General features: G+C 65.8%; 21 protein-coding genes. 16 read left to right on the top strand and 5 right to left on the bottom strand.

The annotated features are described in order from the left end of the window. The first annotated feature begins 239 nt into the window (after positions 1 to 239). Entirely contained in the window at positions 240 to 1340 is a 1101-nt protein-coding gene (gene gbcB, locus NJH59_RS00655) for a glycine-betaine demethylase subunit GbcB (RefSeq protein WP_043863626.1), read from the top strand. Here gbcB and NJH59_RS00650 read toward each other — a convergent pair. From NJH59_RS00650 to NJH59_RS00640, 3 genes are all read right to left on the bottom strand, one after another. Continuing rightward, a complete protein-coding gene (locus NJH59_RS00650; protein WP_078480831.1) occupies positions 1337 to 2182 on the bottom strand; it encodes a nitrilase-related carbon-nitrogen hydrolase in 846 nt (281 codons plus the stop codon). The two genes, gbcB and NJH59_RS00650, sit on opposite strands and share 4 nt — an antisense overlap. Beyond that, entirely contained in the window at positions 2179 to 3600 is a 1422-nt protein-coding gene (locus tag NJH59_RS00645; protein WP_078480832.1) for a cytosine permease, read from the bottom strand. The genes NJH59_RS00650 and NJH59_RS00645 overlap by 4 nt, the downstream gene beginning before the upstream one ends. Before the next feature lie 381 nt (positions 3601 to 3981). Beyond that, positions 3982 to 5607: a methyl-accepting chemotaxis protein gene (locus NJH59_RS00640; RefSeq protein ID WP_253086224.1), complete on the bottom strand. Its 1626-nt coding sequence runs from the start codon at positions 5605 to 5607 to the stop codon at positions 3982 to 3984. Positions 5608 to 5885: 278 nt separating this feature from the next. On the opposite strand from NJH59_RS00640, the gene NJH59_RS00635 reads away from it, so the two are divergent. From NJH59_RS00635 to NJH59_RS00625, 3 genes are all read left to right on the top strand, one after another. Beyond that, entirely contained in the window at positions 5886 to 6116 is a 231-nt protein-coding gene (locus NJH59_RS00635) for a hypothetical protein (protein ID WP_043863630.1), read from the top strand. Then, positions 6113 to 6415 carry a cell division protein ZapA gene (locus NJH59_RS00630; RefSeq protein ID WP_043863631.1) on the top strand — a complete coding sequence of 101 codons (303 nt, stop codon included), beginning with the start codon at positions 6113 to 6115 and terminating at the stop codon, positions 6413 to 6415. Before NJH59_RS00635 ends, NJH59_RS00630 begins: the two co-directional genes overlap by 4 nt. Positions 6416 to 6574: 159 nt before the next feature. Beyond that, positions 6575 to 8512, top strand: a complete 1938-nt coding sequence (locus NJH59_RS00625; protein ID WP_253086223.1) for a methyl-accepting chemotaxis protein — start codon at positions 6575 to 6577, stop codon at positions 8510 to 8512. Between the two features lie 84 nt (positions 8513 to 8596). Here NJH59_RS00625 and NJH59_RS00620 read toward each other — a convergent pair whose 3' ends face one another. Then, complete coding sequence (locus NJH59_RS00620; protein ID WP_253086222.1) at positions 8597 to 9640, bottom strand: low specificity L-threonine aldolase; 1044 nt, start codon at positions 9638 to 9640, stop codon at positions 8597 to 8599. A gap of 177 nt (positions 9641 to 9817) precedes the next feature. On the opposite strand from NJH59_RS00620, the gene glyA reads away from it, so the two are divergent. The 12 genes from glyA to NJH59_RS00560 all read left to right on the top strand — a co-directional run bounded on the left by glyA (position 9818) and on the right by NJH59_RS00560 (position 24303). Beyond that, on the top strand, positions 9818 to 11071 hold the full coding sequence (glyA, locus tag NJH59_RS00615) for a serine hydroxymethyltransferase (protein WP_253086221.1): 1254 nt from the start codon (positions 9818 to 9820) through the stop codon (positions 11069 to 11071). Positions 11072 to 11086: 15 nt separating this feature from the next. Further along, positions 11087 to 12337, top strand: coding sequence for a sarcosine oxidase subunit beta family protein (locus NJH59_RS00610; protein WP_043863635.1), 1251 nt, complete (start codon positions 11087 to 11089; stop codon positions 12335 to 12337). A gap of 13 nt (positions 12338 to 12350) precedes the next feature. Next, positions 12351 to 12680, top strand: a complete 330-nt coding sequence (locus tag NJH59_RS00605) for a sarcosine oxidase subunit delta (RefSeq protein WP_058541806.1) — start codon at positions 12351 to 12353, stop codon at positions 12678 to 12680. After that, entirely contained in the window at positions 12677 to 15694 is a 3018-nt protein-coding gene (locus tag NJH59_RS00600; protein ID WP_253086220.1) for a sarcosine oxidase subunit alpha, read from the top strand. The genes NJH59_RS00605 and NJH59_RS00600 overlap by 4 nt, the downstream gene beginning before the upstream one ends. A 130-nt stretch (positions 15695 to 15824) precedes the next feature. Next, complete coding sequence (locus tag NJH59_RS00595) at positions 15825 to 16457, top strand: sarcosine oxidase subunit gamma (protein WP_043863638.1); 633 nt, start codon at positions 15825 to 15827, stop codon at positions 16455 to 16457. Next, complete coding sequence (purU, locus tag NJH59_RS00590; protein ID WP_043863639.1) at positions 16454 to 17311, top strand: formyltetrahydrofolate deformylase; 858 nt, start codon at positions 16454 to 16456, stop codon at positions 17309 to 17311. The genes NJH59_RS00595 and purU overlap by 4 nt, the downstream gene beginning before the upstream one ends. Positions 17312 to 17435: 124 nt before the next feature. Next, positions 17436 to 18635: a formaldehyde dehydrogenase, glutathione-independent gene (gene fdhA, locus NJH59_RS00585; RefSeq protein WP_043863640.1), complete on the top strand. Its 1200-nt coding sequence runs from the start codon at positions 17436 to 17438 to the stop codon at positions 18633 to 18635. A gap of 195 nt (positions 18636 to 18830) precedes the next feature. Further along, positions 18831 to 21185, top strand: a complete 2355-nt coding sequence (locus NJH59_RS00580) for a glucose/quinate/shikimate family membrane-bound PQQ-dependent dehydrogenase (protein WP_058541809.1) — start codon at positions 18831 to 18833, stop codon at positions 21183 to 21185. A gap of 173 nt (positions 21186 to 21358) precedes the next feature. Further along, positions 21359 to 21925, top strand: a complete 567-nt coding sequence (locus NJH59_RS00575; RefSeq protein ID WP_043863642.1) for a DUF2780 domain-containing protein — start codon at positions 21359 to 21361, stop codon at positions 21923 to 21925. A gap of 71 nt (positions 21926 to 21996) precedes the next feature. Beyond that, positions 21997 to 22425, top strand: a complete 429-nt coding sequence (locus NJH59_RS00570; RefSeq protein WP_043863643.1) for a DUF350 domain-containing protein — start codon at positions 21997 to 21999, stop codon at positions 22423 to 22425. A 15-nt stretch (positions 22426 to 22440) separates the two neighbouring features. Beyond that, positions 22441 to 23136: a DUF1190 domain-containing protein gene (locus tag NJH59_RS00565; protein WP_054915998.1), complete on the top strand. Its 696-nt coding sequence runs from the start codon at positions 22441 to 22443 to the stop codon at positions 23134 to 23136. Positions 23137 to 23145: 9 nt separating this feature from the next. After that, a complete protein-coding gene (locus NJH59_RS00560; RefSeq protein WP_253086219.1) occupies positions 23146 to 24303 on the top strand; it encodes a glutathionylspermidine synthase family protein in 1158 nt (385 codons plus the stop codon). Here the strand turns inward: NJH59_RS00560 and NJH59_RS00555 are convergent. Then, on the bottom strand, positions 24300 to 25190 hold the full coding sequence (locus NJH59_RS00555; protein ID WP_043863646.1) for an acyltransferase: 891 nt from the start codon (positions 25188 to 25190) through the stop codon (positions 24300 to 24302). The two genes, NJH59_RS00560 and NJH59_RS00555, sit on opposite strands and share 4 nt — an antisense overlap. Positions 25191 to 25309 lie beyond the last annotated feature (119 nt).

The following is a 25309-nucleotide window of genomic DNA, read 5'->3' as shown; positions in this document are numbered from 1 at the left end:
TCGTTCGTGTGGCGACGCAGGGCTCAGACAGCAGGTTGATGTGCGATGGAGTGTGCGTTCGCCCGCGCCGGCAACCATGCCCATGGGCGACATGGCCAGATCCGTTCCCGACGCGCGAGCCCTTGTGGGCGGGGGCTGGTCGCGATAAGTACGCCGATGTCGCGAACAGGAATGTGCGCCGCCGGCACCTTGCGCATCATCGTCGCCATAACAGGCCCCGATCGGCCGCGGAGACGAGCATGTCGAACAACTTCCTCAACCCGGTGACCACTCAGACCTGGGCCAACGGCCGGCATACCGTGCGCTGCGTCAAGGTCATTCAGGAAACCTGGGATGTGCGCACCTTCTGCTTCATGGCCGACCAGCCGATCCTGTTCTTCTTCAAGCCCGGGCAGTTCGTGACCCTGGAGCTGGAAATCGACGGTCAGCCGATCATGCGCTCGTACACCATCTCCAGCTCGCCCTCGGTGCCCTACAGCTTTTCGGTGACCATCAAGCGCGTACCCGGCGGCAAGGTTTCCAACTGGCTGCACGACACCCTGCATGAAGGCCAGGAGCTGGCCGTGCACGGGCCGGTGGGGTTGTTCAACGCGATGGACTTCCCCAGCCCCAGGGTGCTGTACCTGAGCGGCGGGGTGGGCATCACCCCGGTGATGTCCATGGCGCGCTGGTTCTATGACACCAATGCCAATGTCGACATGGTGTTCGTGCACAGCGCGCGTTCGCCCAAGGACATCATCTACCACCGCGAGCTGGAGCACATGGCCTCGCGGATCGACAACTTCAGCCTGCACATCATCTGCGAGAAGCATGGCCTGGGCGAGGCATGGGCCGGTTATCGCGGCTACCTGAACCAGAAGCTGATGGAGCTGATCGCGCCCGATTACCTGGAACGCGAGATCTTCTGCTGCGGGCCCACGCCCTACATGAACGCGGTCAAGCGCATGCTCGAAGCCAGCGGCTATGACATGCAGCGCTACCATGAGGAGTCGTTCGGCGCCACGCCGCCCGAGGCCAAGGCCGATGCGGTAGAGAACGCCGAGCAGGCCGCCGAGGCCGCCGAGGTGGACGTGGCCGACCAGCACCAGGTGGAGTTCACCGCCAGCGGCAAGAGCATCCGCGTGGCGCCGGGAGAGACGGTGCATGCGGCAGCCGCCAAGCTCGGGCTGATGATCCCCAAGGCCTGCGGCATGGGTATCTGCGGCACCTGCAAGGTGCTCAAGCTGGGTGGCGAGGTGGACATGGAGCACAACGGCGGCATCACCGAGGACGACGAGGCCGAAGGCTATATCCTGTCGTGCTGCAGCGTGCCGCGTGGTGACGTGCGCATCGAGTTCTAGTCGCGCAGCAGCTCGTGGTACAGCGCAGGGCGCCGGTCGGCCAGCACGTGGTTGTGGTCGCTGATCTGCTTGTCCAGTGCCTGGCCCAGCCTGATGTCGGCCAGCAGCAGCTGCTTCTTGCCGACACGCTTGCCGCCCTTGAGCACATAGCCGTCGGCATCGGTGAGGGTCGAACCGCCCACCCAGCCAACCCCGCGCTCCTCGCCACAGCGGTCGCAGGCAATGACGAACAGCCGGTTCACCGAGGCGCTGGCCTGAACCCGGATGACCTCGGCCGGGCGCTGGAAGCCGGGCCGGGAGGTGTCCGGCCAGTTCACCGGTGCGCACAGCAGCTGGGCACCGCGCAGCGCCGCCAGGCGCACCCATTCGGGAAACTCCAGGTCGTAGCAGATCATCATGCCGATGCGCCCCAGGTGGGTGTCCACCACCGGCGGCGGCTCGCTGCCGGGGGTGAAGATCTGCGTTTCGCGGTCCCACAGGTGGGCCTTGCGGTAGAAGGTGCGTCGGCCGTCGGGCTCGATCAGCACCGAGCTGTTGGCCACTTGGCCGTCGGGCAGGCGCTCGCAGAAGCCGCCCACCACGATGATCTGGTACTTGGCGGCCTGCCGGGCCCAGGCCTCGAGGGTCGGCCCGTCACGGGGCTCGGATAGCGCGTGGGCCTCTTCGCGGTCGTAGAACGCGTAGCCGCTCTGCGCCAGCTCGGGCAGTACCAGCAGTTGCGCGCCGCGCTCGGCGGCCTCGGCGATGGCCACCCGGGTACGGTCGAGGTTGTAGCTTGGATTGGCAATGGTCGGCGCCAGCTGGTAGCACCCGACACGCACGGTTTGCGGGGATGGGGTCATGGCTGCGGCGCCTTGCGCTCGGCGACCGGGGGCGGCGGGGTGCCGGGCAGGTGGCGCATCAGGAGCCAGTACAGCAGGGCCGAAACGATGAAGCCGGGAACGAAGGCCAGGTCGGCGCCGGACAACGCCACCGCCACCGGCCCTTGCACGCCGGCCAGCGACACGAAGGGCAGCATCGCCAGCAGCCCCCCCAGGTAGGCCAGGATGCCGGCCCAGGCCCACTGGCCGTATTCGCCCGCCGGGTCGAACATGGCCGGGATCACGTAGTTGCCTTTGCGCAACAGGTAGTAGTCGGTGAGGTTGATTGCGCTCCAGGGCACCAGCACATACAGCATCAGTTGCAGGAACAGGTTGAAGCTGTCGAGGTAGCTGTCGGGCAACGCGATGGCGGTGAGGTACACCACCGCGCCAATGCCGCCCAGGCCCAGGGCACGCCCGGCCAGCCCCGGCGCCAGCGGGCGAAACGCGGTGATCGCGCTGATGCCGGTCAGCAGCGCGCCGTAGCAGTTGACGGCCATGATGCCCACCAGCGCCGGCACCGCCATCAGGATCGCGAAAGTGCCGAAGCCGGGCAGGAAGCGGTTGCCCAGGTGTTGCAGGCTGCTGATGGCTTCGGGCGCCACCACTGCCGAGGCTACCAGTGCGCCCAGCGACATCAGCCACACCGCAGAGCCTGCGGCGCCCAGATAGGTCCATAGCACCACCTTGCGCGCCGAGGTGCTGGGCGGCAGGTAGCGCGAGTAGTCCGAGACATACACCGAGTAGCTGATCTGGTAGCCGGCGGCGGCCGACAGCTGGATGAGAAAGCCCGACCAGGAAAACTGCAGCTGGCGCTGAACGGTGTCGGCCTCCAGCAACAGCAGCGCTGCCAGGGTGAGCAGGCCGAACACGCCGATCAGCAGGTAGGTGAGCCAGCGCTGCACGGTGTGCAGCAGGTCGTGCCCGACCACGGCGATCACCACGGCCACCGCGATCAGCAGTGCGTACCAGAAGGCATCGCTGCCCGGCAGCACAGTGGTCAGCGCATCGGTGGCCAGGATCACGTTGAACACGTTGAAGCCGATGTACACGCACACCACCGCCATGAACGGCAGCACGGCGCCCCGCAGGCCGAACTGGGCACGGGACTGGATCATCTGTGGCAGGCCAAGGCGCGGGCCCTGGTTGGCATGCAGGGCCATGCACAGGGTGCCTAGGGCCACCCCGAGCAGGATCGCCAGCACCGCCTGCCAGGCGGCCAGACCCAGGGCGGGCCCGACGAAGCCGGTGACCATGGTGGTGAGTACGAAGTTGCCGGTGAACCAGAAGGGGCCCAGGTGCCAGGCCTTGCCGTGACGCTCGTCGAGGGGCACCGGGTGGATGGTACGAGTTTCTATCTTCAGGCCTGACGTTTCAGGTGCAGGTGCCGCATTGTTCATGGCGTTCCCAGGCATTCGGGCGAAAGGTTCAATGCTGATGAGGTTAGATGAAGCTGCAACTAACGGAACAACGACACACTTTCAGCGAGCGCGCAGGTACTTGCCTGAAAGTGTCTGTAATGTCCGATGTAGAGCCATTCTGATTTGTAAACTGGTATTTATGCCAGTCTGCAATGCGGGGAGGTTATTGCGAAAAGTTATCGTGCGGCGTGAGGTTTTTGATGCCGAAGTTAAAGTGCAGTGAATATTCCTACTTAATATTAGGAATAGTTTGTGAGCAACTTTAGATAAGTCTGACGAGATAGTGTTTTCGACGGCGAGCGGGGGCCGATCGAAAAAGCCGGGCGCCCGGCGCGCACTGCGCCGGGGCCCGGTGGCGACCTACACGCTGAAGCGTGCGACCAGGCCGTTCAGGCCCACCGCCAGGCGAGACAGTTCGGCACTCGCGGCGCTGGTCTGGTGCGCCCCGGTGGCCGACTGCACCGACAGGTCGTTGATGTTCACCAGGTTGCGGTCCACTTCGCGGGCCACCTGGGCCTGCTCTTCGGCGGCGCTGGCGATCACCAGGTTGCGTTCGTTGATTTCGGCCACTGCGGTGGTGATGGTCTCCAGCGACAGGCCGGCGCCGCGGGCGATGCTCAGGGTCGACTCGGCGCGTTCGGTGCTGTGGCGCATCGAGTTCACCGCCTGTTCGGTACCGCCCTGGATGCTGCCGATCATGCGCTCGATTTCGCTGGTCGACTGCTGGGTCCGGTGGGCCAGAGCGCGCACTTCGTCGGCGACCACGGCGAAGCCGCGCCCGGCTTCACCGGCACGCGCCGCCTCGATGGCGGCGTTGAGGGCCAGCAGGTTGGTCTGGTCGGCCAGGCCGCGGATCACATCGAGCACCTTGCCGATGTCACGCGACTCGCCGGCCAGGTTGCCGATCAGCTCGGCAGTACCCTGCACGTCGGCACTCATGCGCTCGATGGCGCTGACGGTCTCCATGACCAGGTCGCGACCGTCGCCGGCCGAGCGGGTGGCCTGCTTGGACGCCTCGGATGTGCTCACCGCGTTGCGTGCCACTTCTTCCACCGCACTGGTCATCTCGGTGACGGCAGTGGCGGCCTGCTGGATCTCGTTGTTCTGCTGCTGCAGGCCGCGTGCGCTTTCGTCGGTGACTGCATTCAGCTCTTCGGCCGCCGAGGCCAGCTGGGTGGCGGAGCCGGCAATCTGCTGCAGGGTGTCGCGCAGCTTGTGCTGCATCTTGCCCATGGCGTGCAGCAGGCGCGCCGCTTCGTCGGTACCGGTGGTGTTGATCGGTTTGGTCAGGTTGCCATCGGCGATCAGCTCGGCCGCCTGCAGCGCTTCGTCGATCGGCTTGACGATGCTGCGGGTGAGCAGCAGCGCGCACAGCAGGGTCAGTGCGGTGGCGGCCACCAGCAGCACGATCACCAGGGTGAAGGCCGTGTCGTATTGCGTGGCGGCGGTCTGGTTGGTCAGACGGGTCTGATCGGTGTTGATCTTGACCAGGCGATCGGTAACTGCGCTGATCTGCTCGGAGTTGTCGAGCAGGTCGTGGTTGATCAGGCTGCGCAGTGCTTCCACATCACCGGCCTGCGACAGGCTTACCATGCGGTTTTCGAGCTGGCGGTACTGGTTGAGCAGTTGCACGTACTGGTTGTACGCGCCCCGTTCCTCGTCGCCTTCGATCAGGGGCTCGTAGGCCCGGCGCGCTTCGTCGATCTGGGCATTGCGCTTGGCCAGCAGTTGCACGGTGTCCTGCAGGGTGGCGGCTTCGCGGTTGAGCAGCAGGCGGTAGGACAACGTGCGCAGGCGCAGGGTGAGTTGGGTGAGCTGGTCGAGGTTGGTGATGCTGGGCACGCTGATCTGTTCGATGGCTTCGCCGGCCTTGCGTATCTGCCCCATCTGGTTGAGGGCAAAGATGCCCAATGCAAGCATCAGGGCGCCGATCAGCGAAAACCCCAGAAGTGCGCGCGGGGCGATGTTCATGTTACGTAATGACATGGTTTTATCCGGCAGGGAATAGGAATGCGCGCGGTCCATGCGTCGTGGGGCAACTCTTATTGCCTATCGGTCAAAGCAGGGCAGACTTGAGGGGGCATGTAACTAAATGTGAACCACCGGTCATTTTTTTTACCCCGGCATCCGACCAAGCGCTGGAACCGGTTGCCGATCGACGGGTCAATCTGCACCCGGTCGAGGCTCTGGCCCCGATATCCCTGGCGAGTGCGGTGAGATTTCTTTATCGTGTGCGCCCCCTGAAAAACCGTGAGAACGCAATCATGCTGGAAACATCCCTGAGTCAACTGGAGCAACTGGTCAACGACCTGGTGCAGAAGAACCTCGACCTGGCCGAGCGCAACGCGCAGCTGAGCGACGAACTGGCCCAGGCCAAGGACGAGAACGAAAGCCTGCAACTGAGCCTGATGGAGCAGGAAGAGAAGCAAGGTGCAACCGCCGCGCGTATCCAGGCGCTGGTTGAACGTGCCGGTGGCGGCGCCGTTACCGCATGAAGACCACCGCGCAGTCGATCAATGTCGTGTCGATAATGGGCAATGACTATTCGATCAAGGCCCCTGAAGGTCAGGAGCAGACCCTGGCGCAGGCGGTGCAGATGCTCAAGGCCTCCCTGGCCGATACCAAGCGCAAGTACCCGTCGCTGATCGGCGACAAGTTGCTGGTGCTGGCCGCCCTGAACCTGTGCTCGCAGCAGATCGAACTGCAACAGGCACATCAGGAAGCCCTCGACCGTTATCAAGAGCAAGTCAGCGCCACGGTCGACGTCATTGCCCGGACAATCGGCAACAGCTGATTTCCCCCTCGCGTGCATTCCCTCTTTACTGTGCTGGCTCACTGACCCCTGGGGGCAGTGAGCGGCCCGAGTGTGGCTGACTGCTAGCATTGTATTTTCTGTTGTATACAATTGGCCTGGTGTTCGCGGTACACGGCTGGTTTAACTCAGGGGAAATTCATGCAGTTCTGGCGGCGCAGTATCCAGTGGCAATTGATCGCAAGCATGGGCGCGGCCCTGGTGGCGAGCATTCTGATCGTGGTTGGTATCTACACCGTGGCGGTCAATCGACTGACCGAGCGCTACCTGGTGGAGACGGCGCTGCCGGCGAGCATCGAGGCCATGCGCAACGATATCGAGCGCATGTTGGGCCGGCCTCTGACGGCGGCGGCCGACATTGCCAACAACACCCTGTTGCGCGACTGGCTGGCAGCGGGGGAGCCCCCCGAACAGGCCGGTGCGTTCGTCGAGTACCTGGAGTCGGTGCGTGTGCACAACCAGGCGTTCACCGCGCTGTTCGCCGCCACGGGCAGCAATCACTACTACAACCAGGGCGGGCTGGACCGCACCTTGAGCCGCGACAACCCGAAGGACTCGTGGTTCTTCGGGTTCATCGACAGTGGCAAGCCGCGCCTGCTCAATATCGACACGGACATCAGCAGTGGCGACCTGGCGCTGTTCATCGACTTTCGGGTGGAAAAAGCCGGCCAGCTGGTGGGCATTGCCGGGCTGGGCCTGCGCATGACCGAGTTGTCCCAACTGATCCACGACTTCAGTTTCGGTGAGCGCGGCCGGGTGTTCCTGGTGCGCGGCGATGGCCTGATCCAGGTGCACCCGCAGTCCGAGTTCAGCGGCAAGCGCCAGTTGGCCGAGCAGATCGGCGAAGGCGCCGCCCAGCGTGCGTTGACCCCGCACGAGGGCCTGCAGCAGAGCCGCTTCGAGCGCGATGGCGAGACCTACCTGGCCCTGAGCCTGCCGCTGCGCGACCTGAACTGGACGCTGGTGGCCGAGGTGCCCGAGGCGCAGATCTACGCCCAGGTGAACCAGGCCGTGTGGCTCACCAGCCTGATCGGCGCGGCGGTGGCGTTGCTGTCGCTGCTGCTGGTGGTATGGCTGGCGCGCGGCATCGTGCGCCCGCTGCGCCGGGTGACCGGTGCGCTGACCGCGATTGCCCAGGGCGGTGGCGACCTGACCCAGCGCCTGGACGAGTCGCGGGCCGATGAACTGGGCGACCTGGCCCGGGGTTTCAACCGTTTTCTGGACAGCCAGCGCGACCTGATCGGCGAGGTGCTGCGCACCACCGAGCACCTGCGCAGCGCCGTGGGGCAGGTGAGCGCGGTGGTGGAGGACACCGCCGGGCGCTCCCATCGCCAGCAGGAGATGACCGAGATGGTGGCCACTGCCGTGCACCAGATGGGCCTCACCGTGCAGGACATCGCGCAGAATGCCGGCCAGGCCGCGCACGCCTCGCAGACCGCGCGCACCGAAGCGTTGCAGGCGCGCGAGGTGGTGCAGCGCTCGATTGCGCACATCGAAGGCATGTCGGGCGAGATCGGCGTGGCGGCCAGTGCGGTTGGCCAACTGGCACAGGAGGTGGCGTCCATCGACGAGGTGCTGGCGGTGATCCGCAGCATTTCCGAGCAGACCAACCTGCTGGCGTTGAACGCGGCGATCGAGGCGGCGCGAGCCGGGGAGATGGGCCGTGGCTTCGCTGTGGTGGCCGACGAGGTACGTACCCTGGCCCAGCGAACCCAGGTGTCCACCGACGAGGTGCAGCAGATGATCCAGCGCCTCAAGCAGGGGGCGGGCAGCGCGGTGGCGTCGATGCAGGCGGGGCAGGCGGCGACCGGCACCGGCGTGGCGTCGAGCCAGCAGACCGGAGCGTCGTTGACCACCATTACCGGGCAGGTGGAACACATCACCGACATGAACCTGCAGGTGGCCACGGCCACCGAGGAGCAGTCGGCGGTGACCGAGGAGATCAACCGCAACGTGCAGGGGATTTCCGACCTGGCGCGCCAGACGGTGGCGCAGGTGGAGGCGTGTCGGGTGGATTGCCAGGCGTTGCGCGGGCTGGCTGATGACCTGGCGCGGCAGATGGGTGGGTTCAGGCTCTAGATCAGGGTGACTGCTTCGCCGGCAAGGCCGGCTCCTACAGGTTGGCGGTGTCTGTAGGGGCCGGCCTTGCCGGCGAAGGGGCCATCAGCGACCCAGCGTTACCGCACGAATATCCGCCGCCAGCTCGCGCACCCGTGCCTCGTCGGTGTCCCACGAGCACATGAACCGTGCGCCGCCGCTGCCGATGAAGGTGTAGAACCGCCAGCCCTTGGCGCGCAGCGCTTCCAGTGCCGGCTCCGGCATCTGCAGAAACACCCCGTTGGCTTCTACCGGGAACATCAACTGCACCGCCGGGATGTCCGCCACCAGCCCGCTGAGCAACTGCGCGCAGTGGTTGGCGTGCTGCGCATGGCGCAGCCACGCACCGTCTTCGAGCAACCCCACCCACGGCGCCGACAGAAAGCGCATCTTCGACGCCAGTTGCCCGGCCTGCTTGCAGCGGTAGTCGAAGTCTTCGGCCAGCTTGCGGTTGAAGAACAGGATCGCCTCGCCCACCGCCATGCCGTTCTTGGTGCCGCCAAAGCACAGCACGTCGATGCCGGCCTTCCAGGTCAGTTCGGCCGGCGAGCAGGCCAGGAACGCGCAGGCATTGCTGAAGCGCGCGCCGTCCATGTGCAGGTTCAGGCCCAGCTCCTTGCAGGTGGCGCTGATCGCCTTGAGCTCTTCGGGCCGATACACGCTGCCCACTTCGGTGGCCTGGGTGATGGTCACCACGCGTGGCTTGGGGTAGTGGATGTCCTGGCGCTTGAGCGCCACTTCGCGGATGGACTCGGGCGTGAGCTTGCCATTTTCGCTGCGGGCGGTGAGCAGCTTGGAGCCGTTGGAGAAGAACTCCGGCGCGCCGCATTCGTCGGTCTCGACGTGGGCGGTCTCGGAGCAGATCACGCTGTGGTAGCTCTGGCACAGGGACGACAGGGCCAGGGAGTTGGCGGCGGTGCCGTTGAAGGCGAAGAACACCTCGCAGTCGGTCTCGAACAGTTTGCGAAAGTGGTCGGAGGCCTTGGCGGTCCACTGGTCGTCGCCGTAGGCGCGTTCGTGGCCCTGGTTGGCTTTGTCCATCGCCGCCCAGGCTTCGGGGCAGATGCCGGAATAGTTGTCGCTGGCAAATTGCTGGCTTTGTTCTGTCATTGCACTGTCCTGTGGTCGACGCAGGCAAGCACTCTAAACCAACTATCAAATCGCCGACTACAAGGGCCATGTCGTAAACGCACCTTTGCGTGGCGTGCGCAGGCATCTGGACGGCCCGCGCCAGCCCTACCATCGCAGCCAAAGGGCGCTGTCCATGCCACTGCCGGGAGAGATGCGATGTTCACCAAGCACGACCAGATCCAGGGTTACGACGATGCACTGCTGGCGGCGATCAACGCCGAGGAACAGCGCCAGGAAGACCACATCGAACTGATCGCCTCGGAAAACTACACCAGCAAGCGCGTGATGCAGGCCCAGGGCAGCGGCCTGACCAACAAGTACGCCGAAGGCTACCCGGGCAAGCGCTACTACGGCGGCTGCGAGCACGTGGACAAGGTCGAGCAACTGGCCATCGATCGTGCCAGGCAGCTGTTCGGCGCCGACTATGCCAACGTCCAGCCGCACTCCGGCAGCCAGGCCAACGCCGCGGTGTACCTGGCCCTGCTGCAGGCCGGCGACACCGTGCTGGGCATGAGCCTGGCCCACGGCGGCCACCTCACCCACGGTGCCAAGGTCAGTTTCAGCGGCAAGCTGTACAACGCCGTGCAATACGGCATCGATACCCGCACCGGCCTGATCGACTACGACGATGTCGAGCGCCTGGCCGTCGAGCACCAGCCGAAGATGATCATTGCCGGGTTTTCGGCCTACAGCAAAACCCTCGATTTCCCACGCTTTCGCCAGATCGCCGACAAGGTCGGCGCCTACCTGTTCGTCGACATGGCCCACGTCGCCGGGCTGGTCGCGGCGGGCCTGTATCCCAACCCGCTGCCCTATGCCGACGTGGTCACCACCACCACCCACAAGACCCTGCGTGGCCCGCGTGGCGGGCTGATCCTGGCCAGGGCCAACGAAGCGCTGGAAAAGAAACTCAACGCCGCGGTGTTCCCCGGCGGGCAGGGCGGCCCGCTGATGCATGTGATCGCGGCCAAGGCGGTGTGCTTCAAGGAGGCCCTGGAGCCCGGCTTCAAGGCTTACCAGCAACAGGTGATCGACAACGCCCGGGCGATGGCTGCGGTGTTCATCGAGCGTGGTTTCGACGTGGTGTCCGGTGGCACCGACAACCACCTGTTCCTGGTCAGCCTGATCCGCCAGGGCCTGACCGGCAAGGACGCCGATGCCGCCCTGGGACGCGCCCACATCACCGTCAACAAGAACGCCGTGCCCAACGACCCGCAGTCGCCGTTCGTCACCTCGGGCCTGCGCATCGGCACCCCGGCCGTCACCAGCCGTGGCTTCAAGGTGGCCCAGTGCACGGAGCTGGCCGGCTGGATCTGCGACATCCTCGACCACCTGGGCGATGCCGATGTCGAGGCCGACGTGGCCAGGAGCGTGTCGGCACTGTGTGCGGATTTTCCGGTTTACCGCTGAGTGGAGTAACAGACCATGCAACGCTATTCGGGCTTCGGCCTTTTCAAGCACTCGCTCAGCCACCACGAGAACTGGCAGCGCATGTGGCGCACGCCCACCCCGAAGAAGGTCTACGACGTGGTCATCGTCGGCGGCGGCGGGCACGGCCTGGCCACCGCCTACTACCTGGCCAAGGTGCACGGCATCACCAATGTGGCGGTGGTCGAGAAGGGCTGGCTGGGCGGCGGCAACACCGCGCGCAACACCACCATCGTGCGCTCCAACTACCTGTGGGACGAGTCGGCGCACCTCTATGAGCACGCGATGAAGCTCTGGGAGGGGTTGTCCCAGGACATCAACTACAACGTCATGTTCTCCCAGCGCGGGGTCTACAACCTGTGCCACACCCTGCAGGACATGCGCGACTCCGAGCGCCGGGTCAGCGCCAACCGGCTCAACGGCGTGGACGGCGAACTACTGAACAGCAAGCAGGTGGCCGACGAGATTCCGCACCTGGACTGCTCCAGGAACACCCGTTATCCGGTTCTCGGCGCCACCGTGCAGCGGCGCGGCGGCGTGGCGCGTCACGATGCCGTGGCCTGGGGCTATGCGCGTGCCGCCGATGCCCTGGGCGTGGACCTGATCCAGCAGACCGAGGTGATCGGCTTTCGCAAGGAAAACGGCGCGGTGGTCGGCGTCGAGACCAACAAGGGCTTTATCGGTGCGCGGCGCGTGGGCGTGGTCACCGCCGGCAACTCCGGGCACATGGCCAGGCTGGCCGGCTTTCGCCTGCCCATCGAGTCGCACCCGCTGCAGGCACTGGTGTCCGAGCCGCTCAAGCCGATCATCGACAGCGTGATCATGTCCAACGCGGTGCACGGCTACATCAGCCAGTCGGACAAGGGCGACCTGGTGATCGGCGCCGGCATCGACGGCTGGGTGGGTTACGGCCAGCGCGGTTCGTACCCGGTGATCGAACATACCCTGCAGGCCATCGTCGAGATGTTCCCGATCCTGTCGCGGGTGCGCATGAACCGCCAGTGGGGCGGCATCGTCGACACCACCCCGGACGCCTGCCCGATCATCTCCAAGACCCCGGTGGCTAACATGTTCTTCAACTGCGGCTGGGGCACTGGCGGTTTCAAGGCCACGCCGGGCTCGGGCCACGTGTTCGCCGCAAGCCTGGCCACCGGCGAGATGCATGCACTGGCCAAGCCGTTTTCCATCGACCGTTTCCATAACGGCGCCCTGATCGACGAGCACGGCGCTGCCGCTGTCGCCCACTAACAGGAGACACTCCATGTTGCACATCTTCTGTCCCCACTGCGGCGAACTGCGCTCCGAGGAAGAATTCCATGCCGCCGGCCAGGCCCACATTCCGCGCCCGCTGGACCCGAGTGCCTGCACCGACGAGCAGTGGGGCGACTACCTGTTCTTTCGTGACAACCCGCGCGGCCTGCACCACGAGCTGTGGATCCATGCCGCGGGCTGCCGCCAGTACTTCAACGCCACCCGCGACACCGTGACCTACGAGATTCTCGAAACCTATCCGATTGGTGCCAGGCCCCAGGCGCGCGCCCAGGAAAACGTCCCGCAGCTGGCTGTCACCGGCCAGGGAGAAAAGGTATGAGCCAGCGCTATCGTCTGCCCAACGGCGGTCGTATCGACCGCAGCCAGGTCCTTGACTTCACCTTCAACGGCCAGCGCTACCAGGGCTACCAGGGCGACACCCTGGCCGCCGCGCTGCTGGCCAATGGCGTCGACATCGTGGGGCGCAGCTTCAAGTACTCGCGCCCACGCGGCATCATCGCCGCCGGCAGCGAAGAGCCCAACGCGATCCTGCAGATCGGTGCCAGCGAGGCCACCCAGGTACCCAACGTGCGCGCTACCCAGCAGGCGCTGTACGCCGGCCTGGTGGCCACCAGCACCAACGGCTGGCCCAGCGTGAACACCGACGTGATGGGCATCCTCGGCAAGGTCGGCGGCAAGCTGATGCCGCCGGGGTTCTACTACAAGACGTTCATGTACCCGCAGTCGTTCTGGATGACCTACGAGAAGTACATCCGCAAGGCCGCGGGCCTGGGCCGTTCGCCGCTGGAAAACGACCCGGACAGCTACGACTACATGAACCACCACTGCGATGTGCTGGTGGTCGGCGCAGGCCCCGCCGGGCTGGCTGCGGCACTGGCAGCCGGGCGCAGCGGGGCGCGGGTGATCCTGGCCGACGAGCAGGAGGAGTTCGGCGGCAGCCTGCTCGATACCCGCGAAACCCTCGACGGCCAGCCCGCCGCCGAGTGGGTGGCCAAGGTGATCGACGAGCTGCAGGGCATGCCCGAGGTCACTTTGCTGGCGCGGGCCACGGTCAACGGCTACCACGACCACAACTTCCTCACGATCCACCAGCGCCTCACCGATCACCTGGGCGACCGCGCACCCATCGGCCAGGTGCGCCAGCGCATGCACCGTGTGCGCGCCGGGCGTGTGGTGCTGGCCACCGGTGCCCACGAGCGGCCGCTGGTGTACGGCAACAACGATGTGCCGGGCAACATGCTCGCCGGCGCGGTATCTACCTACGTGCGCCGTTATGGCGTGGCGCCGGGGCGCAAGCTGGTGCTGTCGACCAACAACGATCACGCCTATCGCGTGGCGCTGGACTGGCACGACGCCGGGCTCAAGGTGGTCGCGGTCGCCGATGCGCGGCACAACCCCCGTGGCTCGCTGGTGGAGGAGGCACGTGCCAAGGGCATTCGCATCCTCACCTCCAGCGCGGTGATCGAGGCGCGCGGCAGCAAGCATGTGACGGCAGCGCGGGTGGCGGCCATCGACGTGGCCGCACACCAGGTCACCAGCCCCGGCGAATGGCTGGACTGCGACCTGGTGGCGACATCGGGCGGCTACAGCCCGGTGGTGCACCTGGCTTCGCACCTGGGCGGCAAGCCGCTGTGGCGCGACGACATTCTCGGCTTCGTGCCCGGCGAAGCGCCGCAGAAGCGCGTGTGCGTGGGTGGCGTCAATGGCGTGTTCGCCCTGGGCGATGCGCTGGCCGACGGTTTCGAAGGCGGCGTGCGTGCGGCCACCGAGGCCGGCTTCAAGGCAGTGGAGGGCGTTCTGCCCAAGGTGCTGGTGCGTCCGGAGGAGCCTACCGTTGCGCTGTTCCAGGTACCCCATGACCGCAACACCGCGCGGGCACCCAAGCAGTTCGTCGACCAGCAGAACGATGTGACTGCGGCCGCCATCGAACTGGCCACCCGCGAAGGCTTCGAGTCGGTGGAGCACGTCAAGCGCTACACCGCGCTGGGGTTCGGCACCGACCAGGGCAAGCTGGGCAACATCAACGGGCTGGCGATCGCCGCACGCTCGCTGGGCATCGGCATTGCGCAGATGGGCACCACCATGTTTCGCCCCAACTACACGCCGGTGACCTTCGGCGCGGTGGCCGGGCGCCATTGCGGCCACCTGTTCGAGCCGGTGCGCTTCACCGCGCTGCATGCCTGGCATGTGAAGAACGGCGCCGAGTTCGAGGACGTCGGCCAGTGGAAGCGCCCGTGGTATTTCCCCCGCGGCGGCGAAGACCTGCAGGCGGCGGTGGCCCGCGAATGCAAGGCGGTGCGCGACAGCGTCGGCCTGCTGGATGCCTCGACCCTGGGCAAGATCGACATCCAGGGCCCGGACGCCCGTGAGTTCCTCAACCGCATCTACACCAACGCCTGGACCAAGCTCGACGTGGGCAAGGCGCGCTACGGCCTGATGTGCAAGGAAGACGGCATGGTCTTCGACGATGGCGTGACCGCGTGCCTGGGCGACAACCACTTCCTGATGACCACCACCACCGGCGGCGCGGCGCGGGTGCTGCAATGGCTGGAGATCTACCAGCAGACCGAATGGCCAGAGCTGAAGGTGTACTTCACCTCCGTCACCGACCACTGGGCCACGTTGACCCTATCGGGGCCCAACAGCCGCAAGCTGCTGGCTGAAGTGACCGACATCGACCTGGACAGGGACGCCTTCCCGTTCATGAGCTGGAAGGAGGGCCTGGTGGGCGGGGTGCCGGCGCGGGTGTTCCGCATCTCGTTCACCGGCGAGCTGTCGTATGAAGTGAACGTGCAGGCCAATTACGCGATGGGCGTGCTGGAGCAGATCGTCGCCGCCGGCAAGCCGTACAACCTCACCCCCTATGGCACCGAGACCATGCACGTGCTGCGCGCCGAGAAGGGTTTCATCATTGTTGGCCAGGACACCGACGGCTCGATGACCCCGGACGACCTGAACATGGGTTGGTGCGTGGGGCGCACCAAGCCGTTCTCGTGGATCGGCTGGCGCGGCATGAACCGGGAAGACTGCGTGCGCGAGAACCGCAAGCAGCTGGTGGGGCTCAAGCCGGTGGACCCGAGCCAGTGGTTGCCCGAGGGCGCGCAGCTGGTGCTGGACCCCAAACAGCCGATTCCGATGGACATGGTGGGGCACGTGACCTCGAGCTACGCGAGCAACTCGCTGGGCTATTCGTTTGCCATGGGGGTGGTCAAGGGCGGGCTCAAACGCATGGGCGAGCGGGTGTTTTCGCCGCAGGCCGATGGCAGCGTGATCGAGGCCGAGATCTGCGCCTCGGTGTTCTTTGATCCGAAGGGTGAGCGGCAGAACATCTGATGGTTGCAGGAGCAGCCTTGCTGGCGAAGCGACCACCGCGCACCGGGTTGCAACCGGGTCGCGGCCTTCGCCGGCAAGGCCGGCTCCTACAAAGAGATCACAGCACTACTGAATTCAAGGCAGGTATGTAATGAGCGCAATCAACGTCTACCCGCAACGCCCCGAGACTGACGCCAGGGCCGAATCACCCCTGCATCACGCCGACCTGCCCAGCCTGGTCGGCAAGGGCCGCAAGAACCCCGGCGTGACCCTGCGCGAGAAGAAGTTCCTCGGCCACCTGACCCTGCGCGGCAACGCCCACGACCCGGCTTTCGTCAGCGGCGTGCAACAGGCGTTGGGCCTGGAACTGCCGGTCGCACTCACCGTGGTCGCCAGCGGCGAGACCTCGCTGCAGTGGATGGGCCCCGACGAGTGGCTGCTGATCGTGCCCGGTGGCGAGGAGCTGGCCGCCGAGCAGAAGCTGCGCGAAGCCCTCGACGGGCAACACATCCAGGTGGTCAACGTCAGCGGCGGACAGACCCTGCTCGAACTGAGCGGGCCCAGGGTGCGCGAGGTGCTGATGAAGTCCACCAGCTACGACGTGCACCCCAACAACTTCCCGGTGGGCAAGGCGGTGGGCACGGTGTTCGCCAAGTCCCAGCTGGTGATCCGGCGCACCGGCGAGGACACCTGGGAGCTGCTGATCCGGCGCAGCTTCAGCGACTACTGGTGGCTGTGGCTGCAGGATGCCTGCGCCGAACATGGCCTGAGCATCGCCTCATGAGCCGTGCGCCGGACACCTGGATCCTTACCGCCGACTGCCCCAGCCTGCTGGGTACGGTGGACGCGGTGACGCGCTACCTGTACGAGCAGCAGTGCTACGTCACCGAGCATCATTCGTTCGATGACCGGCTGTCGGCGCGGTTCTTCATACGGGTGGAGTTTCGCCAGCCCGAGGCATTCGACGAGCAGGCCTTTCGCGCAGGCCTGGCCGCCCGTGGCGAAGCGTTCGGCATGACCTTCGAGCTGACTGCGCCCAGGCACCGGCCCAAGGTGGTGATCATGGTGTCCAAGGCCGATCATTGCCTCAACGACCTGCTGTACCGCCAGCGCATCGGCCAGTTGGCGATGGACGTGGTGGCGGTGATTTCCAACCACCCGGACCTGGAGCCGCTGGCGCACTGGCACCGCATCCCCTATTACCACTTTGCCCTCGACCCGCAGGACAAGCCGGCGCAGGAGCGCAAGGTGCTGCAGGTGATCGAGGCGTCCGGCGCCGAGCTGGTGATCCTTGCGCGCTACATGCAGGTGCTGTCGCCGGAGCTGTGCCGACGCCTGGATGGCTGGGCGATCAACATCCATCACTCGCTGCTGCCGGGGTTCAAGGGCGCCAAGCCGTATCACCAGGCCTACAACAAGGGCGTGAAGCTGGTGGGGGCCACGGCGCATTACATCAACAACGACCTGGACGAGGGCCCGATCATTGCCCAGGGCGTGGAAGCCGTGGATCACAGCCACTACCCTGAAGACCTGATCGCCCGCGGGCGCGATATCGAATGCCTGACGTTGGCACGGGCGGTGGGGTATCACATCGAGCGGCGGGTGTTTTTGAACGCCAATCGCACGGTGGTGCTGTAGCGGGCGTATCGCGGGTCAAGCCCGCACCCACAGGGACTGTGGGAGCGGGCTTGACCCGCGATGAGGCCCGAAAGACGGACAGAACATTCAGCGCGACATAACAACAATCGAGCGAGGTGAAAGCATGTCTGGCAATCGTGGTGTGGTGTACCTGGGCGCAGGCAAGGTCGAGGTGCAGACAATCCCCTATCCCAAAATGCAGGACCCACGTGGGCGCAAGATCGAACACGGCGTGATCCTGCGGGTGGTCTCCACCAATATCTGCGGCTCCGACCAGCACATGGTGCGCGGTCGTACCACCGCCCAGACCGGCCTGGTGCTGGGGCACGAAATCACCGGCGAGGTCATCGAGAAAGGCCGTGACGTCGAGAACCTGCAACTGGGCGACCTGGTCTCGGTGCCGTTTAACGTGGCCTGCGGGCGCTGCCGCTCGTGCAAGGAACAACACACCGGCGTGTGCCTGAGCGTCAACCCGGCCCGCGCCGGCGGCGCCTACGGCTATGTCGACATGGGCGACTGGACCGGCGGGCAGGCCGAGTATGTGCTGGTGCCCTACGCCGACTTCAACCTGCTCAAGCTGCCCGACCGCGACAAGGCCATGGAGAAGATCCGCGACCTGACCTGCCTCTCCGACATCCTGCCCACCGGCTACCACGGTGCGGTCACCGCAGGTGTCGGCCCCGGCAGCACGGTGTACGTGGCCGGTGCCGGCCCGGTCGGCCTGGCCGCTGCCGCCTCGGCGCGGCTGCTGGGCGCGGCGGTGGTGATCATCGGTGATGTGAACCCGGTACGTCTGGCCCATGCCAAGGCCCAGGGCTTCGAGGTCGCCGACCTGTCCCAGGACACCCCGCTGCACGAACAGATCGCCAACCTGCTGGGCGAGCCGGAGGTGGACTGTGCGGTCGATGCGGTGGGCTTCGAGGCCCGTGGCCACGGGCATGCCGGGGCCCAGCACGAGGCGCCGGCCACGGTGCTCAACTCGCTGATGGGGGTGGTGCGGGTCGCCGGCAAGATCGGCATCCCCGGCCTGTACGTGACCGAAGACCCGGGCGCGGTGGACGCCGCAGCCAAGATGGGCAGCCTGAGCATCCGTTTCGGCCTGGGCTGGGCCAAGTCCCACAGCTTCCACACCGGGCAGACCCCGGTGATGAAGTACAACCGCGCCCTGATGCAGGCCATCATGTGGGACCGCATCAACATCGCCGAGGTGGTCGGCGTGCAGGTCATCAGCCTGGATCAGGCGCCCGAGGGCTACGGCGAGTTCGATGCCGGCGTGCCGAAGAAATTCGTGATCGACCCGCACACGCTGTTCAGCGCAGCGTAAGACCAATGTCTACCCGGTTTCAGGCCCCTGAAGCCGGGCTGACAGACAAATTGTCGCAGTAGCCCGCAATTTTTTGTTACCCTTAAACGTACTAACTGGTTAACAAGCAAGCTACCTAAATGCGCCGACTATGCTCGGGATTGGGTCGGCCAACTGTTGACGGTGGTTTTTCACTACGTTTAGGACGGTAATCACATGAACGAACAGGCAGGTGCTCCGGGCACCGCAAAGTGGCTGCTGGGAGGTCTGGGCATCCTGATCGCCCTGATCGGCCTGGTGCTGGCAGGGGGCGGTGCGTACCTGAGCAGCCTCGGTGGTAGCTGGTACTTCCTTCTGATGGGCCTGGCGATGCTGGTCAGCGGTGTGCTGATCGCGCGGCGCAAGCCGTCGGGCGCCTGGCTGTACGCGGTGGCCCTGGTGCTTACCGCGATCTGGGCGGTGTGGGATGCCGGCCTGGACTTCTGGCCGCTGGTCTCGCGGGTACTGACCTTTGCCGTGATCGGCCTGGTCATCGCGCTGGTGTTCCCGAGCCTGCAACGCGCCGACGGTCGTGCGGCCGGGCGTGGCGCGTTCGCGGTGGCCGGTGTGCTGGCCGTTGGCGTGGTCGCCACCCTGGGCTACATGTTCGTGCCCACCCACGTGGTCACCGCCAGCAGCGAGCCTGCGGTGCAGCCGGTCAAGCCGGGCACCGAGCAGAAGGACTGGGCGCACTGGGGCAACACCACCGCCGGCAACCGCTTTGCCGCGCTGGACCAGATCAACAAGGGCAACGTCGACAAGCTGCAGGTGGCCTGGACCTTCCATACCGGTGACGTGCCGCAAAGCACCGGCGCCGGCGCCGAAGACCAGAACACGCCGCTGCAGATCGGCGACACCCTGTATTCCTGCACCGCCTACGGCAAGGTCTTCGCCCTGGACGTGGACACCGGCAAGCAGCGCTGGATGTTCGACCCCAAGGGCAGCGCGCCGAACTGGCAGCGTTGCCGTGGCCTGGGCTACTCCGAAACCCCGCTGGCCGCCGACGCCGGCCCGCAGGCCTGCGCCAAGCGCCTGTTCCTGCCCACCGGCGATGCCCGCCTGATCGCGATCAACGCCGAAAACGGCGAAGCATGTGCCGACTTTGGCGATAACGGCGTGGTCGACCTGAGCGTCGACATGGGCGAGATCAAGCCGGGCTACTACCAGCAGACCTCCACCCCGCTGGTGGCCGGCGATGTGGTGATCGTCGGTGGCCGCGTGGCCGACAACTTCTCCACCGGCGAACCGCCGGGCGTGGTGCGTGCCTATGACGTGCGGACCGGCGAGCTGGCCTGGGCCTGGGACCCGGGCAACCCGAACATCACCAAGCGTCCGCCCGAAGGCCAGACCTACACCCGTGGCACGCCCAACGTGTGGTCGGCGATGTCCTATGACGCCAAGCTGGGCCTGGTGTACCTGCCGACCGGCAACGCCACCCCGGACTTCTTCGCCGGCACCCGTACCGAACTGGACGACAAGTACAGCTCCTCGATCGTGGCGCTGGACGTGAAGAACGGCCAGGTGCGCTGGCACTTCCAGACCACCCACCACGACCTGTGGGACTTCGACCTGCCGGCCCAGCCGCTGCTGTACGACATCCCGGATGACAAGGGTGGCGTGCAACCGGCGCTGGCCCAGGTGACCAAGCAGGGCGAGATCTTCGTGATCAACCGTGAAACCGGCGTGCCGATTGCCAAGGTCGAAGAGAAGCCGGTGCCCCAGGGCAACGTGCCGGGCGAGCGTTATTCGCCGACCCAGCCGTTCTCGGTAGAGATGCCGTCGATCGGCAACCAGACCCTGAAAGAGTCGGACATGTGGGGCGCGACCCCGTTCGACCAACTGCTGTGCCGCATCTCGTTCAAGGGCATGCGCCACGAGGGTGTGTACACCCCGCCAGGGCTGGACCCGGCGTTGCAGTTCCCCGGGTCGCTGGGTGGCATGAACTGGGGTAGCGTGTCGGTCGACCCGACCAGCAACTACATGTTCGTCAACGACATGCGTCTGGGCCTGGCCAACTACATGATCCCGCGTGCAGACATTCCCAAAGGTGCCAGCGGCATCGAGATGGGTGTGGTGCCGCAGGACGGTACGCCGTATGGCGCGATGCGCCAGCGCTTCCTGTCCGCGGCCGGTATTCCGTGCCAGAAGCCGCCGTTCGGCACCATGTCGGCCATCGACCTGAAGACCAGGAAACTGATGTGGCAGGTGCCGGTCGGTACCGTGCAGGACACCGGGCCGCTGGGTATCCGCATGCACCTGCCGATCCCGATCGGCATGCCGACCCTGGGCGCTTCGCTGTCGACCCAGTCGGGCCTGCTGTTCTTTGCCGGCACCCAGGACTTCTACCTGCGTGCGTTCGACTCCGGCAACGGCAACGAGATCTGGAAGGCGCGTCTGCCGGTGGGCAGCCAGTCGGGGCCGATGACCTACGTGTCGCCCAAGACCGGCAAGCAATACATCCTGATCAGTGCTGGCGGTGCGCGTCAGTCGCCGGATCGGGGTGATTACGTGATTGCGTACGCCTTGCCCTAGGGCGGGTTGCCATTCTGTTGCAGGAGCCAGCCTTGCTGGCGAAAGCGGCCACCGCGTACCCCTGGATATCGCGGTGCTGCTTTCGCCGGCAAGGCCGGCTCCTACAGGCGATGACGGCGGAACATTCACCGCAGATACGGGTCGAAACCTCGCTTTCCTACGAGGTCCGCCCCATGAAACGTTTCGCACTGCTCTCCCTGCTGGCACTCGCCACCACCTCGGCCCTGGCCTTCAATCTCAACGATGCCGCCAACGCCGTATCTGCCATGCAAGGCAACAAACAGCAGGACGCTGCCGTTCAAGCCCCGGCCCCCTCGGCCAACCTGCTCAATACCCTGGGCGACCAACTCGATATCACCCCCGAACAGGCCATTGGCGGCACCGGCGCGCTGCTGGGCCTGGCCAGGCATCAGCTCAGCAGCAGCGACTACTCGCAACTGAGCAAGGCCGTGCCCGGCCTTGACCTGCTGTCCGGCGACAATGCCCTGGGCGGCCTCAGCGGCCTGGGCGAGCTGCTCGGCAAGAGCGGCAATTCGTCGGCCCTGAGCAACGCACTGGGCAACGTCAAGGACACCGACGACCTGAACAACGCCTTCGGCGCCCTGGGCATGAACACCGGCATGATCGCCCAGTTCGCCCCGCTGATCCTGCAGTACCTGGGCCAGCAAGGCGTGGCCGGTTCGCTGCTGCAGAGCCTGGGCGGCATCTGGGGCACCCCGGCCGCCGTGCCTTCGGTGTAAGCCGGCGGTTTGCCGAGGCGGGGCGGTGTGGTATATGTCCCGCCCCGTTCAAGCAAGGAAGTGCGACCCCGATGTTCATGGATGCCCTGAAGATGTCCCTGCCGGCCGATGCCGTGCTGGGTTTTCTGTTCTACATGGCCGGCGCCGCCGTGCTGTTCGCACTCTATGCGTTCATCTATACCCGCCTGACCCCCTACAACGAATTTGCCCTGATCCGCGAAGGCAACAGCGCTGCCGCCATCGCCCTGGGCGGTGCGCTGCTGGGTTTCGCCATCCCCGTGTCCGGGGCCATCTCCCATTCGATCTCGCTGCTCGACTTCCTGCTGTGGTCGGTGATCGCCGGCGCCGTGCAGTTGCTCGCGTTCGTGGTGGTCAGCGTGGTGGTCAAGGGCATGGACGAGCGTATCCGCCGTCAGGAAAACGCGGCCGCCATCCTGCTGGCTGCCGTGGCCATCGGCATCGGCATGCTCAATGCCGCGTGCATGACCCCAGCGGCCTGACAGCGGAGCACAGCCATGAAACGCAGCACGAGCATTCGGCTGATTGCCCTGGGCAGCCTGCCGCTGGCGCTGGCCGCCTGTGACAGTGATCGCAGCGCCACCCGCGTGGTCAGCGAGGTCAAGCGTTACCAGGACGTCGACAGCTGCGCCCTGGCCGGGGTAAGCCGTTCGGTGTGCGACAACGCCTGGAACGTCGCCCGCCAGCACCACGACGCCAACGCCCCACGCTTCACCCGCCTGGAAGACTGCCTGGCCAGCTTCGAGCAGTGCGAGCCAGGTCAGGGCGCGAGCTTTCACATGCCGCGCATGCAAGGCTTCGCCCTGACCACCGAGCGCCAGGTGTATGACGACGGGCTGAATCAGACCTCCAGCACCACCTCGTCGGCCGTGTATGGCGGCGGCGGTGGCCGCTACGACTACGTCAATGTCGAGCCGCGCTACCTGTCGGAGGCGATCTACCACGAGCGTGAAGGGCGCGAAGGGTTCAGGGCCAGCTCGCTGACCGACCAGGTCAACAGCGGCAACCAGTATGCCGGGCTGGTCGAGGACCACACGCCGTCCAGCCGTTTCAACGGCGGGGCTGGTGCCGATGCCCATGCGTCGGTGCTGCCGGCGCGCTTCATGGCCTCGGCACGGCCCTGGACGGTGGGCAGCCACCCCGGCTTCGCGGCCCATGTACCAGGCCGTGGCGGCTTCGGTTTCGGTTCCTGAGGGCGGGCGATGAAACGTATTGCCTGCACCCCGCGCGCGGACTGGAAAGCCACCGCCGAACACTTCGGCTTCAGGTTCCACACCTTCGGCGACGAGCCGTACTGGGACGAGTCGGCGTGCTACCAGTTCACCCTGCGCCAGATCGAGGACGACCTCGAAGAACCCACCCGCCAGTTGCACGAGCTGTGCATGGACCTGGTGGCGCGGGCGGTGGACAGCGAAGAACTGCTCGACCGCCTGGCCATCCCGCGTGACTACCGCGACCTGATCCGCCGCTCATGGCGCGACGGGCACCCGCATTTCTACGGGCGCATGGACCTGAGCTACGACGGCCATGGCCCGGCCAAACTTCTGGAAGCCAACTACGACACACCCACCTCGCTGTACGAGGCCGGCTTCTTCCAGTACCTGTGGCTTGAGCAGCAGATGCAGCGCGGCGTACTGCCGGCCGATGCCGACCAGTTCAACAGCCTTGAAGAGAAGCTCGGCCAGGTGTTCGGCGCCAACACCTTTGCCACGCCGTTCTACTTTGCCTCGGTCAGGGACTCGCTGGAGGATCGTGGCACGGTGCAGTACCTGTGCGACATTGCCACCGCCGCCGGGCTCGATACACGCCTGATCGATGTGGAAGACATCGGCCTGAACCCGGCCGGGCGTTTCATCGACCGCAGTGGGGCGCCGATCCCCAGCCTGTTCAAGCTCTACCCGTGGGAAGACATGTTCCACGACCGCTACGGCCCGGCGATTGCCGGCAGCGGCACGCTGTTCGTCGAGCCGCCCTGGAAGGCGCTGCTGTCGAACAAGGGCATGCTGGCGCTGCTGTGGGAGCAGCACGAAGGGCACCCGAACCTGCTGCCCGCATTCATCGACGCCACGCCCGAACGGCCGCTGGCGCCGGGGTGGGTGCGCAAGCCGTTCTTCTCGCGGGAGGGGGCGAATGTGGAGATTCATACCCCTGACGGGCAGCGGGTGAAGGAGGAGGGGCCGTATGGCAGTGGCCCCCACGTGATCCAGCAGTTTCATGCCTTGCCACGGTTTGCCGGCAGCCACACGGTGATCGGCAGCTGGGTGGTTGGCGATCAGCCGGCAGGCATCGGCATTCGCGAGGACAACTCGCTGATCACCAAGGACAGCAGCCGCTTCGTGCCCCACGCGATCATCGGCTAGCGGCGCAGCTCCTGGCGCAGTTGCTCGATGCGCGCGTCCTTGTCGTGCCACAACTGGTTGACCCAGTCCTGTACGCTGCGCCGGAATTGCGGGTCGTTCTCGTAGTCGCCGCGCCACAGGGCCGGGTCCAGTGCGCGTACCTGGATGTCCACGATCACCCGCGGCACTGCACCGCTGACCAGGTCCCAGAACCCCGGCGCGGTGTCGCCGGGGTACACCAGGGTCACGTCGAGCAGGGCGTCGAGCTGTTCGCCCAGCGCGGCGAGCACGAACGCCACGCCGCCGGCCTTGGGCTTGAGCAGGTGGCGGAACGGCGAGCCCTGGGCATCGCGCTTGGCCGGGGTGAAGCGGGTGCCTTCGAGGTAGTTGACCACGGTCACCGGCTGGCGCTTGAACAGCTCGCAGGCGGCCTTGGTGATCTCCAGGTCCTGGCCCTTGAGGTGCGGGTGGCGTTCGAGAAAGGCCTTGCTGTAGCGCTTCATGAACGGGTAGTCCAGCGCCCACCAGGCCAGGCCCAGGAACGGCACCCAGATCAGTTCCTTTTTCAGGAAGAACTTGAAGAACGGAATGCGCCGGTTGAACACCTGGATCAGCGCGGGAATATCCACCCAGCTCTGGTGGTTGCTGACCATCAGGTAGGAGGTGTCCAGGCGCAGGTCGGCGGCGCCGCGCACGTCCCAGCGGGTGGGGATGCACAGGGCGAAGATCAGCTTGTCGATCTCGGCCCAGGTCTCGGCGATCCACATCACCGCCCACGAGGCGTAGTCGCGGTAGCGGCCGGGCAGTACCAGCTTGAGCAGGGCGAAGACCAGCAACGGGCCGATCAGCACCAGGGTGTTGAGCAAGAGCAGCAGGGTCACAAGACTGCCGGTAAGCAGGCGGCGCATAAGAAAACTCTGATTTTCGGTTAGGCGGTCGGCCATGATAAGCAGGGATTCGGTTCAGGCCAAATTCTGGGCAGCCCACGGCGCGGACAAATGTTTCACATTGTGTTGAATACCCTGTG

It is taken from the genome of Pseudomonas sp. VE 267-6A, assembly GCF_024126555.1.
Taxonomy (GTDB): Bacteria; Pseudomonadota; Gammaproteobacteria; order Pseudomonadales; family Pseudomonadaceae; genus Aquipseudomonas; species Aquipseudomonas palmensis.
This window is presented reverse-complemented; position numbering and strand designations above follow the sequence as displayed.

What these genes read in the sequence shown, in the direction of transcription:
- gbcB (WP_043863626.1), top strand. Translation starts at nt 240, where the DNA reads ATGTCGAACAACTTCCTCAACCCGGTGACCACTCAGACCTGGGCCAAC.
- NJH59_RS00650 (WP_078480831.1), bottom strand. Translation starts at nt 2,182, where the DNA reads ATGACCCCATCCCCGCAAACCGTGCGTGTCGGGTGCTACCAGCTGGCG.
- NJH59_RS00645 (WP_078480832.1), bottom strand. Translation starts at nt 3,600, where the DNA reads ATGAACAATGCGGCACCTGCACCTGAAACGTCAGGCCTGAAGATAGAA.
- NJH59_RS00640 (WP_253086224.1), bottom strand. Translation starts at nt 5,607, where the DNA reads ATGTCATTACGTAACATGAACATCGCCCCGCGCGCACTTCTGGGGTTT.
- NJH59_RS00635 (WP_043863630.1), top strand. Translation starts at nt 5,886, where the DNA reads ATGCTGGAAACATCCCTGAGTCAACTGGAGCAACTGGTCAACGACCTG.
- NJH59_RS00630 (WP_043863631.1), top strand. Translation starts at nt 6,113, where the DNA reads ATGAAGACCACCGCGCAGTCGATCAATGTCGTGTCGATAATGGGCAAT.
- NJH59_RS00625 (WP_253086223.1), top strand. Translation starts at nt 6,575, where the DNA reads ATGCAGTTCTGGCGGCGCAGTATCCAGTGGCAATTGATCGCAAGCATG.
- NJH59_RS00620 (WP_253086222.1), bottom strand. Translation starts at nt 9,640, where the DNA reads ATGACAGAACAAAGCCAGCAATTTGCCAGCGACAACTATTCCGGCATC.
- glyA (WP_253086221.1), top strand. Translation starts at nt 9,818, where the DNA reads ATGTTCACCAAGCACGACCAGATCCAGGGTTACGACGATGCACTGCTG.
- NJH59_RS00610 (WP_043863635.1), top strand. Translation starts at nt 11,087, where the DNA reads ATGCAACGCTATTCGGGCTTCGGCCTTTTCAAGCACTCGCTCAGCCAC.
- NJH59_RS00605 (WP_058541806.1), top strand. Translation starts at nt 12,351, where the DNA reads ATGTTGCACATCTTCTGTCCCCACTGCGGCGAACTGCGCTCCGAGGAA.
- NJH59_RS00600 (WP_253086220.1), top strand. Translation starts at nt 12,677, where the DNA reads ATGAGCCAGCGCTATCGTCTGCCCAACGGCGGTCGTATCGACCGCAGC.
- NJH59_RS00595 (WP_043863638.1), top strand. Translation starts at nt 15,825, where the DNA reads ATGAGCGCAATCAACGTCTACCCGCAACGCCCCGAGACTGACGCCAGG.
- purU (WP_043863639.1), top strand. Translation starts at nt 16,454, where the DNA reads ATGAGCCGTGCGCCGGACACCTGGATCCTTACCGCCGACTGCCCCAGC.
- fdhA (WP_043863640.1), top strand. Translation starts at nt 17,436, where the DNA reads ATGTCTGGCAATCGTGGTGTGGTGTACCTGGGCGCAGGCAAGGTCGAG.
- NJH59_RS00580 (WP_058541809.1), top strand. Translation starts at nt 18,831, where the DNA reads ATGAACGAACAGGCAGGTGCTCCGGGCACCGCAAAGTGGCTGCTGGGA.
- NJH59_RS00575 (WP_043863642.1), top strand. Translation starts at nt 21,359, where the DNA reads ATGAAACGTTTCGCACTGCTCTCCCTGCTGGCACTCGCCACCACCTCG.
- NJH59_RS00570 (WP_043863643.1), top strand. Translation starts at nt 21,997, where the DNA reads ATGTTCATGGATGCCCTGAAGATGTCCCTGCCGGCCGATGCCGTGCTG.
- NJH59_RS00565 (WP_054915998.1), top strand. Translation starts at nt 22,441, where the DNA reads ATGAAACGCAGCACGAGCATTCGGCTGATTGCCCTGGGCAGCCTGCCG.
- NJH59_RS00560 (WP_253086219.1), top strand. Translation starts at nt 23,146, where the DNA reads ATGAAACGTATTGCCTGCACCCCGCGCGCGGACTGGAAAGCCACCGCC.
- NJH59_RS00555 (WP_043863646.1), bottom strand. Translation starts at nt 25,190, where the DNA reads ATGCGCCGCCTGCTTACCGGCAGTCTTGTGACCCTGCTGCTCTTGCTC.